Genomic DNA, 17,610 nt, shown 5'->3' with positions numbered 1-17,610 from the left:
ATGATGTTAGTACTATAAACAAGGGGGGAAGATCGTTGGGAAGGTGTATCGAATCGGACAGTTGGCTCTCATGGCTCACGTGTCGAAACGAACGATTGATTATTATACGAATCTAGGTATCTTAAAAGCGGAGCGATCTCAATCTAATTATCGCTATTACGACGAAACAGCATTTGAAACATTACAATTTATTGAGAAGTGCAAAGAAATGCATATGCCGCTTTGTGAGATTAAAGAGAAAATCGAGGAGAAGAAGAAGCTGCTCGGTATCAATGAACACGTTTCGAAACAAGTGAATGAAGTGACAGACCATATTCATAGATTAGAAGCAGAGCTAACGGAATTAAAGCCTCTTTTAGATGAATTGACTGATTCACAACGTGAAAAAATATCGAAATCTTTATCAGGTCAAACGACAGCTTTAATACAGACACTTGCTCTATTATTATAGAAAAAGTGAAATCCGACCTCTTTAATTTTTGTATCGGGCTATGTTTTCTAACGAACAAATAAGAAAACATTATAGTATACAGGAGGTGGACACCTTAGTTTTTTAACTAAGGGTATTCATTGGAAATATTTAATTTAGTCATGGTTGCGATTTTAATCGCATTTACTGGATTTTTCGTAGCAGCAGAGTTTGCGATTGTAAAAGTACGTTCAAGTCGCATTGATCAGCTTGTTGCGGAAGGAAAACGCGGTGCATTAGCAGCGAAAAAGGTAACAACAAATTTAGACGAATATTTATCTGCTTGTCAATTAGGTATTACAGTTACAGCGATGGGACTTGGTTGGTTAGGTGAACCGACGATAGAAAAATTATTACACCCGTTATTTGAGAAATTGAATTTAAATCCTTCTATTTCACAAGTATTAACGTTTGGTCTTGCATTTATGACGATGACGTACTTGCACGTTGTAGTCGGGGAATTAGCTCCGAAAACGATGGCAATTCAAAAAGCTGAAAAAGTGACATTGTTATTTGCGGGTCCGTTAATGATGTTCTATAAAGTTATGTATCCATTTATTTGGGTATTGAATAGTTCTGCTCGCGTTGTAACTGGCTTATTCGGTTTGAAACCAGCTTCTGAACATGAAGTAGCTCATACAGAAGAAGAGTTACGTCTTATTCTTTCAGAGAGTTACGAAAGTGGAGAAATTAATCAAGCTGAATACAAGTATGTAAATAATATCTTTGAATTTGATAATCGCATTGCGAAAGAGATAATGGTACCACGTACAGAAATCGTTGGTTTCTATCTTGAAGATTCAGTAGAAGAACACATGAAAGTAATCCAAAATGAACGATACACACGATATCCGATTTTTGGAGAAGATAAAGATGATATTATCGGTATGGTCAATGTAAAAGATTTCTTTATTCGATATATGAACAACGATAAAGAAGATTTATCATCGATTCGCACGTATATGCGTCCGATTATTGAAGTTATGGAAACAACTCCAATTCATGATTTATTACTGCAAATGCAGAAGAAGCGAATTCCAATGGCTGTTTTATACGATGAGTACGGAGGGACAGCTGGAATTGTAACGCTTGAAGATATATTGGAGGAAATCGTCGGCGAAATTCGTGATGAATATGATGAAGATGAAGCACCACCAATTCAGCATGTGAACGAGTACCATAAAATTGTTGATGGAAAAGTGCTCATCACAGAAGTGAAAGATTTGTTTGGATTACACATTGAAGAAGACGATGTGGATACAATCGGTGGATGGATTATGATGCAAAATCATGAAATTGAAGAAGGACAATACGTTGAAGCAGAAGGCTATGAATTTAAAGTGTTAGAAAAAGATGCTTATCAAATTAAACGTGTTGAAATTCGGAAAATGGACCATCAACAAGAGAAAGCAGTAACTGTGTAAGTTGCTGCTTTTCTTCTGACACATAATAAAATGTGAAATTAGGAGCGGATATTTTGATTCAAGTAGCCTTACGTGTATATCGATTACAATTGTATACGATCTTTAGTGGTTTACTACTAATGTGGGCGGTTACTCCGTTTGGAAAACAAGTGACAGGGTTTGGTATCGGTTTAGCGGTAAGTGCATATTGTCTTTGGTTATTAGCTCGCAGAGTGGAGAAAATAGGAAGAAGTATTGTGCTGAAAGAAAAGGCTCCTGGATTAGGAGTTTTAAACCGATTTGCAGCCGCGATATTAGGGGCTATCATTATGTATGAAATTGAGCATGAAATGGAAATGTGGGCATTTGGTACAGGGATTTTAGGTGGGCACTTTTTAATGATTGCGAATTTAGCCTATGCGAATATGCAGCTAGTGAAAGAAGAAGAGAAGCAAAAGAAGAATGCTTCACAAAAAATAGAGTTATAATGAAAGGAACCTTAGCGGGTTCCTTTTTTGAGTTTGATAATAAATTGCACAATAGTTAATATAATATGTACGATTCAATGGTGCAATCGAATTAAAGATAAATATAATACGCTCCTTTTTTAGGTTTTTCAATAGTATGAAAAATAATAAAAAAAAATTTAAAAACCCATCGATTTCTAAAGCTTATGTATGTTATCATGACAAAAGAATTTGCGAAAGAGGTGGATACCAATGTTACAAGCGTTACTTATTTTTGTGCTTCAAATTATTTATGTTCCAGTTTTAACAATCCGTACGATTTTGCTTGTAAAGAATCAAACAAGATCCGCTGCTGGTGTAGGATTGTTAGAAGGAGCTATTTACATTGTCAGTTTAGGTATTGTGTTTCAAGATTTATCAAATTGGATGAACATTGTCGCCTATGTCATTGGCTTTAGTGCGGGACTATTATTAGGCGGTTATATAGAGAATAAATTAGCAATTGGATATATTACGTATCAAGTTAGTTTACTAGACCGTTGTAATGAATTAGTAGATGAATTACGTCACTCTGGATTTGGCGTTACAGTATTTGAAGGCGAAGGAATTAATTCTGTACGTTATCGCTTAGATATCGTTGCAAAACGTTCAAGAGAGAAAGAACTGTTAGAAATTATTAATGAAATTGCACCGAAAGCGTTTATGTCTTCTTATGAAATCCGTTCATTTAAAGGTGGATATTTAACGAAAGCGATGAAAAAAAGAGCGTTAATGAAGAAAAAAGATCATCATGCATCGTAAATAAAAGGGAGCAGCTGAAAAGCTGCTCCCTTTTATTTTATATAAACTAGCGGTCATTCAATAATTTAATTGGGGGTAGCGTCAGGACTTTGCGCTTTTACAACTGTATATCTAACCTGTTTAAAGTTTACCATTAACATAAAAGTAAAACTTTCCGTTTTGTTGTTTCCAGCCATTTAAGTGGTACAAAACTTTGTTCAATAAGGAATCAGACTTTTTCCCGCACGAAGGATTTGCAGAATGGGAACGCATTCAAGGCTGCTGGATACAGATTGCAGAAGGCATACCTTCTGCAGGTAGTGGACCTCTTCGTTTAGCGATAATGGATATTGAGGCTGAACGGACAAGGATAGTCAGGGAATTAAATGTAGCAAAATTCGAGATTCATTCTCGTAAAGAAGTACCTGTAAAATGCGGAACATTTAGTGAGCCGTGGGGGAATCGACTAGGATTTTTTGAATACTTAGATAAAAAAGAACAAAATGAACGGATTAAGGGGATTTTCAAATTAACCTAATTAGGCTGCTGAATAAAACAATAAATTCGATTATAGTCCAGAGTTTAAGAAGATAGTTAAAGTTATAATAAAAATTTCATTTTAGCAGAAAGTGAGAAGGTGATAAGCGTTTTACTATTATATAGGGTATTGTAGGTCGTGAGAATAGTACCTACACGACCTACAATACCCTATAAGCGTTCTTTTTTCTAATTACTTTTTAATGGCTTTTCAAGTTAATATATTAAAATTTCATGTTCTGGTTCTAAATGTATTAGTATGTGAGCACGATCAAATTGTTTCTTAATATTTTGCTCTATCCGATCACATAACTCATGTGCTGTTTCAATGTTATAGTGAGATGAAACGACAAGATGAAAATCTATGTATTCAGTTGGACCTGAACGCCTTGAACGAAAATCATGAAACTCAATATATTCATCTTTATAATATTCTATAATTTTTATGATTTTTTGTTCTTCTTCTGGTAATAAACGTGCATCAATTAATGGGGGAAAGGACTCTTTCATTAATTTGAAGGCTTCAGTCATAATATAAACAGCTAAAATAATTCCAATGATTGGGTCTAGAAAACTCCATTCAGTTAGACTAACTAGAAATAAGCTAATTGCAACACCTAAGGAAGTGTAAACATCAGTGAGTAAATGTAGTGCATTAGATTTCATTGCAATAGAATTTGTTTTTTCAGCAGTTTTGTTAACAATTCGTGATACTACAAAATTGATGAGTGCTCCAATCAACATAACAACTATTCCTAAAAATGGGAACCGAATTGGTTCGGGGTGTATCAATTTAAGGATACATTCATAAATAATCCAAAAACCAGCTATAAAAATTAGTAATGTTTCGATTGTTCCAGAAATATTTTCTACTTTTCCATGTCCATAGGGATGTAATTTATCCGCCGGTTTATTTGAAATTCGGACAGAAAAGAAAGCGATGATTGAAGCTAATAAATCTAAAGAGGAATGAATGGCTTCGGAAAGAATAGCTACTGAACCAGTAAATATACCAATAACAACTTTTAAAATAACAACAAAAGAGTTACTTAATACTGACAAAAAAGCTACTTTTGATGAATTCATTGTTACATATTCCTCCTACCCTTTATTAATTATTTTTTATGTTATCAGTTCAAAATACAGTGGGTCTATAGCAATCTTTTTGCAAAAGACAATAAAAATTGAAGCGGTTTCAATATGTTTCCCTTGGGCATATTTAATTATTAATGAAAAAATTGAAATATAAGTTAGTAGAATGAATTAAAGAAAGGCAATAAGAGGAGCCTAGTGCTTTTGATAAGTCATCTTCGGTGTAAAACTAAAAGCTAACTGCTCCAATCACGGCAAAAGGCGTTTCTAAAGAACGAGCTGTAAGGGAAATCTGCACTCAAAATAACATTTCTATGGGTAACATAATGGTCTTTGGAGACGATTGGAATGATTTTAGCTGCTGTGGGACCTGCGTGAGGGACTGTACTTAATCAAATTGCTGAAGAAAAGGCGAAAGTAAAATAAAAAAGGAAGTAAGGGGTGTATTATACTATCTCTTACTTTCTTTTATTTTAAATTTCGATGTAACGAATTGTTTAACTGTAGTGGAATTTCTAATAGTTTCAATATATCTTTACACTGTTGAGAAAGTTTGATTGTTCATGCCTCTAAGTGCTAACCATTGCGAATAAAGATGTCATGTATCAGTTATACTATGTAATATTTCTTCATTACAAAATATGGTGGTAAGTATGACTAAGCAAACAATTACTTTATTTCAAGTTTCTATGATACTCATTGGTAGTATCGGGATAATCAACCATGTCATTATGATTCCTATGATATTAGATAGCTCGGGTAGAGATTCATGGATTTCAATCTTATTATTAAGCGTTATATACTTGATTTGGACTTCATTAATATTCATCATTTATAAAAACATAAAAAATGAACATTTGTTTTTGTGGTTAAAAATTAATTTTGGGAAATTCATTATATATCCAATAATATTCATAGTTGTACTTTATTTGATAACAATTGGTGTCGTTGCACTAAAAGAAACATTAACCTTTTTCTCTTTTTATTTACCAGAAACACCTCGGTTTGTATTAGGAATACTTTTTTCAATGATTTGTTTCTACAATGCTGAAAGAGGAATTCAATCTATTGCACTTACAACAGGTGTTTTGTTACCTATTGTATTTCTACTTGGTTTTTTTGTAATGTTTGCAAATGTTCCACATAAAGATTATTCTTTACTTCAGCCAATGATGGAAAATGGAATGAAGCCAGTATTTAGGGGGATGGTTTATCCTGCAGCAGGATTTCTAGAGTTAATTTTTATTCTTTTTTTACAACATCACATTTGTTCAAAAGTCAAATTATATCAACTGATTGCTTTGGGTATTGTTATTATTGGTATCACAATAGGCCCAGTTATGGCAGCTATTATAGAATTTGGTCCTTTCGTAGCAGCAAACCAACGATATCCAGCATTTGAAGAATGGAGACTTGTGTCAATAGGAAGGTATATTGAAAATTTAGACTTTCTCTCCGTGTATCAGTGGCTTGTAGGGATCTTTATTCGTCTGTCACTTGTTGTTTTTCTTATTCCAGATTTGTTATCAATTACAAATCGAAAAACGAGAAATGGGGTTATGTTTGCAATACTTTCATGTATTTTATTAATAAGTATACTACCCATCAGTGACTCTAGTTTCTATTGGTTTGTATCTCAAATTGTTTTACCAGTTTCAGCATTAGGGCTATTTTTGTTTTCTATCTTACTAATAGTGTTTGTATGGGTTGTTACATATAAGAAAAGCTCTTGAAAGAGTATGAGAATGTATTTTATATAAGGTTGCTGAGTTTGAAGGAGACAACGTAGATGAACAAACGAGTAGAATTAAACGAGAAGATAATACTAGAGTGGTTTGAAGGATGCAACGATGTAAAAGTAATAAAGCGTGAATTGGATGAGAAAGAAAAAACGAGGTCAGTATTGTTTATGTATTGTCAAAACTTAATTGACAATACAAAATTAAAACAAGCCACATCATCTCAAGTTTGCAAAGAGCTTTTAAGTAATTCGATAGAAGAATTTAACCTTTCAACATTAATTCCCCAGTTATCAGTAAAGAAATTAGATATAGTAAATTCGAATGAAACAATCTCTCAGATTATATTTGAAGGTAACCTCCTCATTATTTTTGAAGAATCTAAACAAGGATATATAGTTGATATTGCCCAAATACCTACAAGATCCGTTGAACAAACAAATACAGAGATGACCATTCGTGGTGGACGTGATGGATTTGTTGAAGAGTTAAACACAAATATAGGATTAATTAGAAAAAGACTAAAAACGAGTTCTCTTAGTTATGAAGAATTTATTATTGGAGAAAGAACACGAACTAAAGTAGCACTCTTGTATTTAAAAGATATCGCATCCCAAGATATCATTAATCAAGCTCGATTAAAATTAAGACAAATTAAAATAGACGGGATTGTTTCAAGTGCACAAATTGAAGAATTAATCACAAACAATCAATTTAGTGTATTTCCTTTAGTTGAATATACAGGGCGCCCTGATTATGCTGTGAATTGTTTGTTGTATGGGCGTTTTATTTTACTAGTTGAAGGGTCACCAACAGCCACTATTGCACCAGTTACATTTCCTTTTTTTGTGAATACATCTGAAGATCAAGACCTTTTCTATATATTCGGTAGCTTTGTACGACTTGTAAGTCTTTTGGGGATAGTAATTTCTATATTTCTTCCAGGAATTTGGATAGCACTAATTACATATCATCCAGATCAGATTCCCTATACGTTGTTAGCTACATTAAGTTTATCAAGAGAAGGGATTCCTTTTCCTGCTCCTTTAGAAGGGCTAATTATGATGACCTTATTTGAAGTTTTGAGGCAAGCAGGATTGCGTGTTCCTGCCGTATTTGGTCAAACATTATCTGTTGTAGGGGGATTAATTATTGGACAAGCTGCTATTAGTGCAGGAATTGTCTCAGCATCTATGGTCATTATAATAGCAATCTCGGTTGTTTCGACATTTGCTTTAACTAATCAGTCAGTAACAGGGATAATAAGTATATTGCGATATGTAGTATTCTTGATATCTTCTTTATTAGGAATAGTAGGATTTATATTCTGTATCTTTGTGATTGTGATACATGTAGTAAATTTACGTTCTTTTGGAGTTCCTTTCTTTACACCATATTCTCCCCCTGTGTTTAAAAGTATGCTAGCAGCCACATTTAGAATTCCTTTCACGTATATGAATAGAAGACCTAAAGAATTGCATACTCAAGATAATACAAGGAAAAGAGAGAGTACTGATGAAAAAAAATAAAAGAATTATTTTATTTCTTTTTATGTTGTGTACATTTCTAACAGGGTGTTGGGATCAAAGAGAGTTGCATCACGTCTTGTATATAAATAGTCTAGGCATCGATTTTAAAGATAATAATTATATCATCCGTCCACAATTTATTAATTTTTCTAACATAGCTAAACAAGAAGGGAGCACTACCCGTAATTATAGCCCGGCTTATATTGGAAAGGGAAAAGGACTCATTTTAGATGAGGCAACATTTGATTTTTATAAGAGTGTTCAACAAGAGATCTCATGGGAACATATCAAAACGATTGTTGTAACAGAGAGGTTTCTAAAACATGGTGATTTTAATCAATTTAATGATTTTTTCTCTCGTTTTTTTCAGTTTCGAGATACTATGTGGATATTTGGAACTAAGGAGCCTTTAGAAAATATATTAGCGAGCAATAATATTTTAAATATTTCTCAATTATATACAATTATTAATTTGCCACAAGAAATAACCAAGCAATATTCAATTATAGATCCTTTACCTTTATATAAATTCCAAAGAAATTATTATGAACCTGGGATGACAACTCGAATTCCTTTCTTAGCTACGACTAAAACAAATTGGAAAAAAGGGCATACATCATTTCCGATGTTAAAATTTAATGGTTATGGTTTTATAAGTGATAAATCCTATATAAATCATCTAAACAGCCACGATATTGCTGGAGTTCGATGGACGGATGAAAATACAAAACGAGCTCCATTGCTATTAAAATTTAATAAAAAAATAATTGGACAAATAATATTAAAAAACCCAAAGGTAGATACAAAATTTTTTACAAAAAAAGGGAAGTTGCACATACTTATGAACATCCATTTCGATGCTGATATTTATCAATTAATAAATTCTATGCCTGTAAATAATTTAAAAAAAATTGCAGAGGACCAAGTTGAAAAAGAAATTAAAAAAACGTACCGAAAAGGAATCGAAAAAGGGATTGACACGTATCAGTTATCACAAACATTATATCGTCAGAATTTTAATTTGTGGAAAAAATATAAAAAAGAGGGGAGAATATCCCTTCAAAATAAAGAAATAGATTTTAATGTCTCGATTAATATAGCTACAAATGGAAAATCTAAAAATATGCGTAATATCATCGAGCATTAGAATGATTGAAAATGAAAGAAAACGTAAAATATCGACTCTAAATAGGAGATTCGAAAGGACACACGTATTAGAACTCCTATGTAAATGTAGGCTAACGCAGTAGAAACCGGCTCTGTAATCGGAGTCGGTTTTATTTATTACGTATTTAAATTGGACTAAGTGGGGAATAGGGGCAGGAGTTTCTCTCCTTTTCTACCCGTTTCCCAATCGAATTACCGAAATATTCTTTCTTCATTGTATAGGATAATAATAAAAGATGGAATGATTTCCAAATTCACACCATCTTTTTTAAACAACTATTATATTTTTTAATCTATCTTTGGAGTATATATAAGGTGAAATTTTTGTTATGGGGGTACTTTACAATCTTTGCTTGATGGGCATGGAATCCCGTCACATGCCTATCAACTTAAGAAAAATAAACATTCCTAAAACAAAAAAATGAGCCGACTTCTCAAAATAACTAACTGTGAAGAAAGAAAATTTTCATTTAGAGGCTACTTTAAAATCTTTGCTTGATAGCGATGTGATTCTACCCAAATTGTAATTTATTAATGATGTTCCGTACCTTTACATAGAGACATGTTTTCTTTAGAGATGAGTTTTTTCTTATTTAAACCATGAAGTGAAAGAAAGCCAATCAATCCACATACCCCGAAAATAACCCATGGTACGAACGTTTTCTGTAAGTTCGATGTAAACCATGTCCCTGTATAATTACCAATAATAAAACCAAATGCGAGTGAAAGTTGATAAAATCCAAAATACGTAGCTGTGTATGATTCGTTACTGTGATTCGCAATAGCGATGTCAGCGTTAGGTAATACGAGTGTTTCTCCAATTGTAAATAAAATTACACAAATAAATAGCCAATATGGGTGCTGGAATAAAGGAATGAGTGAAAAGGAAATTCCCATTAATAAAACACCGTATTTAATAATAGAGAGTGTATTGTATTTATGAAAAATCTTTCGGAATAATATCATAAATATGACGCCTGTTATTGCATTTATCGTAATAACTAAAGTAGCGAGTTGGTTACTATGACTAATGTTTTTCATATGAAGTGGAAGTGCGACAGTAAGCTGAGTAAACATAATGTAGAAGAAAATCATAATAAGTGAAAATAAAAGAAAATTTTTATTTTGTAAGATGGCTTGTATTCCTAATGTAATAGACGTGTTTTCAGTAGAAACTTGGAAGTGGTTTTTAAGAAAATAAAAAATAAGAGCAAATAATAGCATGAGAAATCCGGCTAGTGCGAAAGCATATATCGGATCTAATAGGAGTAAGAAACCACCTGCAATTGGTCCGATTATCGCACCGCAATTAAAACTAAGATTTAAGTATGTAAATAAACTTTTTCTCATATGAGTTGGTTGTGAACCGAATATGGCGCGAGCTGCAGGTTCGTAAAATGCAGTCCCAAATCCAATGAGAGCGGAAGAAATAGAAATTGTATAGAAATCTGAGCATATTCCTAAGAAAATAAATCCGATTCCTCTTAAAAATAATCCGGCTATCATCATAAAGATATAGCCTATTTTGTCAGCGATTAATCCTGAGAATAAAGGGATAACTCTAGATGTAATTGTCATAATCGTTAAAACTGTTCCGACTTGTACAGCTGAAAAGTGTAGAAAATTTAATAGATAAATAGTTAAAAATGCATATACCGCAAAATACCCAAAAGCCATAAAAAATGAAGAAATGAGCATAAAACGAATCGGCATTGAGAAATTTTTCATAGAACTCCTCCTAATTATGTAACCATTAAAATTAATTACTGGTTAACAATTTTATATTATAATTATACATAAAGTCAGAAAAAAGTAAATTTTAGAAAGATGGTGAATATCTTTGAGCCAAAATCAAGAGGCACCTGATCAACTTGAGATAATGAGAGAGTTTTTAAATACATGGAGAATACCAAATGATACAAGAGATCCTTTAGATCAGTTTCAGACGATAGATGATGTTATAACATTTAGGGAGAAATATTGGACAGAGGAGCTTTCGTTTCATACCTTGGACGAGTTAAAGCAATTTAGAGAGGATATTCGTCGTACTGTTGAAGAGCAGGGAATGTTGCAAAAGTGGTTTGAGAAATATCCATTCCGAGTATGTGTGGCAGAAAATATGGAGGATATCGCATATGAACCGATAGGAGAAAATAATTTGTATACGAAGATGTTACAAATTATTTTGAAGGCTATTAATCAAAAACAATGGAGGCGATTAAAAGCGTGTCCAGATTGCCGCTGGGTCTTTTACGACCATTCCCGTAATGGAAGTAAAAGATGGTGTGGCATGTATGCTGGAGGGGAAGAAGGCAGAGCTTGTGGTACAATCGCAAAAGTGAAAAATTATCGAGCTAAAAGAAAAGGAAGATCAGGTTATAACGGTTAATTCGTATAGGAGAAGAAAAAAGAGAGGGGAATGTAAAAGTGGTGGAACAAACAAAAATGTTAGAGCTAAATAAAAAGTGCTGGGACGTAGTAGCACCTCATTTTTTTCAAGTAGATTGTTTACCTAAATATGGACCGTATACGGCATCAGAGGACGAAATCCATTTATTTGATTCAATTGAGAATAAAACTGTTCTCGATATTGGATGTGGTAGTGGGCATTCTTTGCGATACATGGCGGAACATGGTGCAAAGGAATTATGGGGACTTGACCTTTCGAGTACGCAAATTAAAACAGCGAATGAAACGTTAAAGTCTTGGAATCCGAAGTTAATATGCGGAGCAATGGAAGAGGAAGTAAATATTCCGAAAGGGTATTTTGATATTGTATACTCCATCTATGCATTAGGATGGACTTCAGATTTAGGGAGAACATTAGAAATTATTTATTCATATTTAAAGCCAGGAGGGAGTTTTATTTTTAGCTGGGAGCATCCGGTATATTCAAACTTACAGTATGGTACAGAAGAAATTGGTTTAAAGTCTTCCTATCATGAAGAAACTCCTATTACGTTTGAAACATTTAAAGGGGAAGAAGTACAAGCGACATTATATAAAAGAAAAATGAGTACATACATAAATGAGTTAAATAGAGCCGGATTTACAATTGAGAGAATAGAAGAACCTGAACCAGCCAGTAGGTTTGATGAAGAAATGGCAGAGCCTTCTACAAAATACTATTCTTTATATAAAGCTAGAATGGTGCCGACTACTTTTATTGTGAAGGCGAGGAAGTAACTAGTGCTACATAAAGAAGGGGAAGAAATGGATCATATTAATATGGTGAAGATTGGTGAAGTGCGATCTTCTATAGATGAAAAAGTGTACAGTAATTGGGGAAGTGTTATTTCTAACATTAAAATATATCCAGAGTATATTGGAGGATTAGCTGGCCTTGAGGATTATTCTCATGCAATTGTTATTTTTTATATGAATGATTTCCAGGAAGAAAATAACGAGTCGTGGGTTAGAAAGCCAAGGGGATTAAGTGATTTTGATGAAAAGGGATGTTTTGCGCAACGGACAAAGTATCGTCCAAACCCTATTGGAATAACTACTGTTGAAATATTGTCGATTAAAAATAATGTTATTACTGTGCAAGGATTAGACGCTAATGATCGAACGGCTATTTTAGATATAAAACCATACATTGCTGCTTTTGATGCAAGGGAAAATGTACGTGTTCCAGATTGGATGAATAAATTAATGCAAGATTATTTTTAGTGGTAATACAAAAGGCTTTGCAATTATAAATTGCAAAGCCTTTTGTATTACATTATATCGTACGTATAATCTATTTATCTTTTCGGCTGAAAAATATGTTGGAAAAAGTATTTGTGATGTAAATTATCGACCATTTTGTTTGCTTGATACGTACGTTGTTGTTCTAATCGAATGCGTTGCTCCATCATTTTTACTTCGTGATCTGATAAACGTAACATTATACATGTCTCCTTTTCTATAAATATAGGTTTCTGTTTGATATCGATTCCATAATTTATAGTTAAGGAGGTATACTGTGTAACATAGGCAAAAAGCACCTTCCTCTCCCATTACGCTTACGAGGTTAGCTGTCGGACTCGGGAAGTGAGAGTTTCCCTACTTAAAAAGATTCGCCCCAAGTAGCAAAAAGCTACATAAATGGTTCCCCCGCTCCAAAAAAATGGACTCAGCAAAAGGTTGTATAAAGTAAAAAATAACATAAAGAAATAACTAAGTCAAATTATTTCGTATTTTCTGTTTTTTCAGTTGTGTAAGAATCATACCATCAGGGAGTGTTGTATCTGTTACTTCAATGAAGCCGTGTTTTTTATATAATGCGATAGCGGGAGTATTTGCCTTACCTGTTCGTACAATATACGTTTCAGAAGAGGAGAACATGTCAAATATATGTAGGAGCAGCTTCGTTGCAATCCCTTTATGAAAATGATCGGGTGAGACTACTAAACGATGAATATCAACTACATCTTCATCAACTTTAAAAGAAATAAATCCGGTGAGTAAGTCTTCATGAAAATATCCGTAAAAAGTTTCATCACAATTTTGAATGTCAGTTACAGTGTCATATAAACGGGGGATGGCTGTACTATTTATATATTTTGCCTCAATTTCATAAGCGGGAATTTGAATTTTTAAAATAGACGTAGCTGTATCATAAGAGTTTACTATTAATTTTTGAATCATAGTTTATAATCTCCTTTTAGGCTGTTTTTTCATGCGTTTGACAAGATTTTTCTTTTCTGGATATAATAAATATAAGGTTTAAGTAATAAGTTGGTAGTTAAATAGAGTCATACTATTATAGGTACAATTGCAGTTTCTATAACAGGTAAAGATTTTCCTGCTCGTATGTTTGGAAATATAATCGCTTGTTTACTAGGAGTTTGGCTAGGTGATGAATGATTGTACTTAGTGTCCTTCGTTAGATGGTGTGTATACATAGGGGCAATTGTTCTAATTCTCATTGTATCATTTATCGTAAAGGTCACAAGAAGATAAATTTATAATATATACAATGATGAAAAGCCCTTTATAAGGGCTTTTCATCATTAACTGAGGTGGTATAGTTGGAGAAAGTAAATTTGAGAAAAAGAGATAAGCTGAAAAAGTTTTTTAAAGAACAAAATTATTTAGCGGTGTTACTCGGATTTGCATTATTGTTCATTAACATATTGTTGCTAACAAAAATTTCATTTGTCTTTACACCGTTTATTGTCTTTTTGAAAACAATCTTCTTCCCAGTGTTACTGGCGGGAGTCCTATTTTACATCTTGCATCCTTTCGTTTCATTTCTAGAAAAGAAGGGTGTTTCAAGAATTGTATCGATAGCTTCCATATATATACTTGTACTAGGGCTATTTGTGTTTTTAGTTGTAACGGTTATCCCGATCATTAGAGACCAAATTGATGCGTTAATAAGTAACTTACCGTATTTTGGTCATGAGATTGAGAGAGCAGCACGTAGACTTGGAGAAAGTAATTTACTTGGTAAAATTCAAGAGAATTTAAATGTTGATGTTGCGAATATAGTAAAAGACTACACAGTAGATTTTACAAAATCGTTATCATCAGTAACGGGAAATGTAACAGGATTTTTAAGTACAGTAACTGAGGTCGTCTTAACATTTGTGATGGTTCCCTTTATATTGTTCTATCTTTTAAAGGATGGCGAACAGTTACCGAATCACTTTTTAAAGTTTATATCTGAGCAAAGGCAACCAGCTGCGAAGAGAATACTAGATGATATGCATTATGCGATTAGTTCGTATATTAGGGGACAAATCATTGTTAGTCTATTTATCGGAATTATGTTATTTATCGGGTATTTAATCATTGGAATTAAATACGCCGTATTACTCGCTATTTTGGCGATGATTGTAAACGTTGTTCCGTATGTAGGCCCTGTTATTGCGATAACACCAGCATTAATTATCGCATTTATTGACTCACCAGCAATGATTTTAAAAGTAATTATCGTAATGATGGTTGTACAACTAGCAGAAGGGAAATTTATTTCACCACAAGTAATGGGGAAAAAGCTAGATATTCATCCCATTACAATCATATTTATCATTTTAACCGCAGGTAATTTATTTGGAATTATGGGGATTATTTTAGCAATTCCGGGATATGCGATACTAAAAGTGTTAGTGACGCATGGTTATAGATTTGTTAAGTTGAATACGTGAAAAAAGAGCTGAAACAGACGAGTTCTGTTTTAGCTCTTTTTCATTAACATATGTACGTGCCATTGATCTGCCTCTAATGCAGATGTACCAATTGATCTTGAAATTGATATATATTTTACCATGAAAAAACCTTTAAAGATGTTTCGAGTATTTCTACAAATCTATATATTATTAAACAATTAAAGTGGAAATTCCTGCTATATAAAACTGAAAAATTCGGGTTTATTTGGAAGTGAAATGTGATAAACTGTAAAAAATAAATGAAAAAGCTATGAAAGAGAAGAGTACATATTCGAAACTTTTCAGAGAGCTGATGTGTGGTGGAAATCAGTAAGGGATGGATATGGAATGGGTTCTGGAGCTTCTAGCCGAAATGAGTAGGCGAAGACGGTTACTTCACGTTAAGAAGTTGAAGTGAGCTATAATGATAGCTAATTAAGGTGGTACCGCGGGAGTCTCTCGTCCTTTTTTTAGGATGAGGGGCTCTTTTTGTTTTGAGAAAGGAGGAGTTAGGATGAAAGAGAAAATTGTGATTACAGGAATTAAGCCAACAGGTTATCCGCACTTAGGCAACTATATTGGTGCAATTAAACCAGCATTACAAATGGCTAAAAACAAAGAAGGAAAGGCATTATATTTCATAGCAGATTATCATGCATTAAATGCTGTGCATGATCCAGAGAAGTTCAATAGTTATACGAAAGAGGTAGCAGCTACTTGGTTATCACTTGGACTTGGAGAAGATGTGATTTTCTATCGACAAACAGAAGTACCAGAGATTTTAGAATTAGCTTGGATATTAGCTTGTCTAACTCCGAAAGGACTTATGAACCGTGCTCATGCGTATAAAGCGAAGGTAGAGCAAAATAAAGAAGTGGGTTTAGAAATCGATGCAGGAGTTAATATGGGGTTATATACGTACCCGATTTTAATGGCGGCTGACATATTATTATTTCAAGCTACTCATGTACCAGTCGGAAAAGATCAAATTCAGCATATTGAAATCGCTCGTGATATTGCGACGTACTTTAATCATACATTCGGCACGACATTTACGCTTCCAGAGTATGTGATACAAGAAGAAGGGGCAATTTTACCCGGACTTGATGGAAGAAAGATGAGCAAGAGCTATGGAAATGTTATCCCACTATTTGCAGAGCAAGAAAAACTCCGAAAGCTCATTTTTAAAATAAAAACAGATTCTTCACTTCCAAATGAACCGAAAGAACTAGAAACGTTATTTACGATTTATAAAGAATTTGCAACAGAAGATGAAATTCAGTCGATGCGTGAAAAGTATGAGACCGGAATTGGATGGGGCGATGTGAAAAAAGAACTATTTCGTGTTGTAGACCGTGAATTAGCAGGCCCTAGGGAAAAATACGCAACGTATATGAATGAGCCGCACTTATTATATGAAGCGTTAGAAAGAGGTGCTGAGAGGGCACGGGCTATTGCGAATGCAAATTTAGCGGGAATTAAAAAACGGATTGGGTTTGAGAGGGAACATTAAGCGTTCCCTTGTTTTTGTTTGAAATCTGTAATAACTCTTTCGATTACAGGAGGAAGATTACTAGGTAACTCATCAAGTGAAAAGAAGTGCAGTTCTTTCGATTCAGTATAGTCGCATACAAGCTCACCTTGGAATTCGCGGCAAATATAAACAACGAGTACACCATGCACTTGATCACCGTTTGGATAGATTTGAAAAAATTCTGGGCCAGAATATGTACGGAACATTTCTGGATTTTTGATAATAAGCCCAGTTTCTTCAAATACTTCTCGTTTTAAAGCGTCTTCTAATGTTTCGTTATATTCTAAGGCCCCGCCGATAATACCCCAGCGGTTAAAATCTGTACGGAGCTGCAATAATATTTCATTTTTTTCATTTAATATAATTGCGTGTGAACCGATTAAAATAAGTGGATGATTTCCTACTCGTTTTCTCATGTCTTCAATATAGCCCATATCTTTTCTCCTTGTATTTAATAATAGTTAGGAAGTTCTTTTAACATTCTTTCCGCCTTATGTGTAGAAAAAATTAAGTTATGATCATCTTTTGTTCTAAAGTATAATGTGCGTAAAAAGGTTTTAATGTTGGCACATAAAATACAATACTCATTAAGCGAAAGGCGTTTTCTAATTTGAGGAAGCCTTTTTATTTTTTTATGAATAATTGAAAGTGAACTACCCACCACTTAGTATCTCTTGCGAGCTTACTTGAAGTGGGGGGCTTCTCGGTTAATCGTTACTTTTGATAGCTAACGAATTCGTCTTAGGACAGCCGAGC

At 33.5% G+C, this 17,610-nt stretch carries 19 protein-coding genes, 2 pseudogenes, 1 riboswitch and 1 other annotated feature; of the genes and pseudogenes, 15 read left to right on the top strand and 6 right to left on the bottom strand.

From position 1 onward, the window contains the following. Positions 1–43: 43 nt before the first annotated feature. The 5 genes from ACTFQM_RS12120 (at position 44) to ACTFQM_RS12100 (ending at position 3,657) form a co-directional block, all read left to right on the top strand. Positions 44–451, top strand: coding sequence for a MerR family transcriptional regulator (locus ACTFQM_RS12120; RefSeq protein ID WP_025149265.1), 408 nt, complete (start codon positions 44–46; stop codon positions 449–451). Between the two features lie 119 nt (positions 452–570). After that, positions 571–1,893, top strand: a complete 1,323-nt coding sequence (locus ACTFQM_RS12115) for a hemolysin family protein (protein WP_025149266.1) — start codon at positions 571–573, stop codon at positions 1,891–1,893. A 53-nt stretch (positions 1,894–1,946) separates the two neighbouring features. Next, positions 1,947–2,360, top strand: a complete 414-nt coding sequence (locus ACTFQM_RS12110) for an ATP synthase subunit I (protein ID WP_002172713.1) — start codon at positions 1,947–1,949, stop codon at positions 2,358–2,360. Positions 2,361–2,591: 231 nt separating this feature from the next. Further along, positions 2,592–3,140 carry a DUF2179 domain-containing protein gene (locus ACTFQM_RS12105; RefSeq protein ID WP_098308576.1) on the top strand — a complete coding sequence of 183 codons (549 nt, stop codon included), beginning with the start codon at positions 2,592–2,594 and terminating at the stop codon, positions 3,138–3,140. A 193-nt stretch (positions 3,141–3,333) separates the two neighbouring features. Then, complete coding sequence (locus ACTFQM_RS12100) at positions 3,334–3,657, top strand: VOC family protein (protein WP_440034497.1); 324 nt, start codon at positions 3,334–3,336, stop codon at positions 3,655–3,657. A 215-nt stretch (positions 3,658–3,872) separates the two neighbouring features. Here ACTFQM_RS12100 and ACTFQM_RS12095 read toward each other — a convergent pair whose 3' ends face one another. Beyond that, entirely contained in the window at positions 3,873–4,742 is an 870-nt protein-coding gene (locus ACTFQM_RS12095; RefSeq protein ID WP_440034495.1) for a cation diffusion facilitator family transporter, read from the bottom strand. 254 nt (positions 4,743–4,996) lie between these two features. On the opposite strand from ACTFQM_RS12095, the gene ACTFQM_RS12090 reads away from it, so the two are divergent. From ACTFQM_RS12090 to ACTFQM_RS12075, 4 genes are all read left to right on the top strand, one after another. Further along, positions 4,997–5,140 carry an HAD hydrolase family protein gene (locus ACTFQM_RS12090; RefSeq protein WP_269719656.1) on the top strand — a complete coding sequence of 48 codons (144 nt, stop codon included), beginning with the start codon at positions 4,997–4,999 and terminating at the stop codon, positions 5,138–5,140. Between the two features lie 261 nt (positions 5,141–5,401). Further along, a complete protein-coding gene (locus ACTFQM_RS12085; protein WP_440034493.1) occupies positions 5,402–6,481 on the top strand; it encodes an endospore germination permease in 1,080 nt (359 codons plus the stop codon). 56 nt (positions 6,482–6,537) lie between these two features. After that, positions 6,538–8,016 carry a spore germination protein gene (locus ACTFQM_RS12080; protein ID WP_440034492.1) on the top strand — a complete coding sequence of 493 codons (1,479 nt, stop codon included), beginning with the start codon at positions 6,538–6,540 and terminating at the stop codon, positions 8,014–8,016. Further along, a complete protein-coding gene (locus tag ACTFQM_RS12075; protein WP_440034490.1) occupies positions 8,003–9,163 on the top strand; it encodes a Ger(x)C family spore germination protein in 1,161 nt (386 codons plus the stop codon). The genes ACTFQM_RS12080 and ACTFQM_RS12075 overlap by 14 nt, the downstream gene beginning before the upstream one ends. Before the next feature lie 551 nt (positions 9,164–9,714). Here the strand turns inward: ACTFQM_RS12075 and ACTFQM_RS12070 are convergent. After that, positions 9,715–10,911, bottom strand: coding sequence for an MDR family MFS transporter (locus ACTFQM_RS12070; protein WP_440034488.1), 1,197 nt, complete (start codon positions 10,909–10,911; stop codon positions 9,715–9,717). Positions 10,912–11,062: 151 nt separating this feature from the next. Between ACTFQM_RS12070 and ACTFQM_RS12065 the strand changes: the two genes are divergently transcribed. Genes ACTFQM_RS12065 through tsaA form a run of 3 tightly spaced genes read left to right on the top strand, consistent with a single transcriptional unit; the run spans position 11,063 to position 12,855 of the window. Continuing rightward, the gene (locus ACTFQM_RS12065; protein WP_440035757.1) at positions 11,063–11,572 is read left to right on the top strand and encodes a CGNR zinc finger domain-containing protein; all 510 of its coding nucleotides are present in this window, start codon (positions 11,063–11,065) and stop codon (positions 11,570–11,572) included. A 41-nt stretch (positions 11,573–11,613) separates the two neighbouring features. Next, complete coding sequence (locus ACTFQM_RS12060; protein ID WP_440035754.1) at positions 11,614–12,369, top strand: class I SAM-dependent methyltransferase; 756 nt, start codon at positions 11,614–11,616, stop codon at positions 12,367–12,369. A 27-nt stretch (positions 12,370–12,396) separates the two neighbouring features. Beyond that, complete coding sequence (gene tsaA, locus ACTFQM_RS12055; RefSeq protein ID WP_098307994.1) at positions 12,397–12,855, top strand: tRNA (N6-threonylcarbamoyladenosine(37)-N6)-methyltransferase TrmO; 459 nt, start codon at positions 12,397–12,399, stop codon at positions 12,853–12,855. Positions 12,856–12,929: 74 nt separating this feature from the next. Here tsaA and ACTFQM_RS12050 read toward each other — a convergent pair whose 3' ends face one another. After that, the gene (locus ACTFQM_RS12050) at positions 12,930–13,073 is read right to left on the bottom strand and encodes a hypothetical protein (RefSeq protein WP_002172701.1); all 144 of its coding nucleotides are present in this window, start codon (positions 13,071–13,073) and stop codon (positions 12,930–12,932) included. Positions 13,074–13,171: 98 nt separating this feature from the next. Next, positions 13,172–13,316: riboswitch (cyclic di-AMP (ydaO/yuaA leader) on the bottom strand. Between the two features lie 28 nt (positions 13,317–13,344). Continuing rightward, positions 13,345–13,815 carry a GNAT family N-acetyltransferase gene (locus ACTFQM_RS12045; RefSeq protein WP_048373171.1) on the bottom strand — a complete coding sequence of 157 codons (471 nt, stop codon included), beginning with the start codon at positions 13,813–13,815 and terminating at the stop codon, positions 13,345–13,347. Positions 13,816–13,929: 114 nt separating this feature from the next. Here ACTFQM_RS12045 and ACTFQM_RS12040 point away from each other — a divergent pair. The 3 genes and pseudogenes from ACTFQM_RS12040 (at position 13,930) to ACTFQM_RS12030 (ending at position 16,833) form a co-directional block, all read left to right on the top strand. Continuing rightward, a pseudogene (locus tag ACTFQM_RS12040) lies at positions 13,930–14,130 on the top strand (GlsB/YeaQ/YmgE family stress response membrane protein). A 68-nt stretch (positions 14,131–14,198) separates the two neighbouring features. Then, entirely contained in the window at positions 14,199–15,320 is a 1,122-nt protein-coding gene (locus ACTFQM_RS12035; RefSeq protein WP_098475624.1) for an AI-2E family transporter, read from the top strand. Positions 15,321–15,582: 262 nt separating this feature from the next. Then, positions 15,583–15,790: a binding site (T-box leader), on the top strand. Positions 15,791–15,834: 44 nt separating this feature from the next. Next, on the top strand, positions 15,835–16,833 hold the full coding sequence (locus ACTFQM_RS12030) for a tryptophan--tRNA ligase (RefSeq protein WP_440034485.1): 999 nt from the start codon (positions 15,835–15,837) through the stop codon (positions 16,831–16,833). Here ACTFQM_RS12030 and ACTFQM_RS12025 read toward each other — a convergent pair. Next, on the bottom strand, positions 16,830–17,288 hold the full coding sequence (locus ACTFQM_RS12025) for an NUDIX hydrolase (RefSeq protein WP_440034483.1): 459 nt from the start codon (positions 17,286–17,288) through the stop codon (positions 16,830–16,832). The genes ACTFQM_RS12030 and ACTFQM_RS12025 overlap by 4 nt on opposite strands. Before the next feature lie 17 nt (positions 17,289–17,305). Continuing rightward, positions 17,306–17,503 (bottom strand): annotated as a pseudogene (locus tag ACTFQM_RS12020) (DUF2785 domain-containing protein); the annotation flags it as partial. Positions 17,504–17,610: the final 107 nt, after the last annotated feature.

The organism is Bacillus cereus group sp. MYBK30-2, assembly GCF_051915945.1.
GTDB classification, from domain to species: domain Bacteria; phylum Bacillota; class Bacilli; order Bacillales; family Bacillaceae_G; genus Bacillus_A; species Bacillus_A paramycoides.
This window is presented reverse-complemented; position numbering and strand designations above follow the sequence as displayed.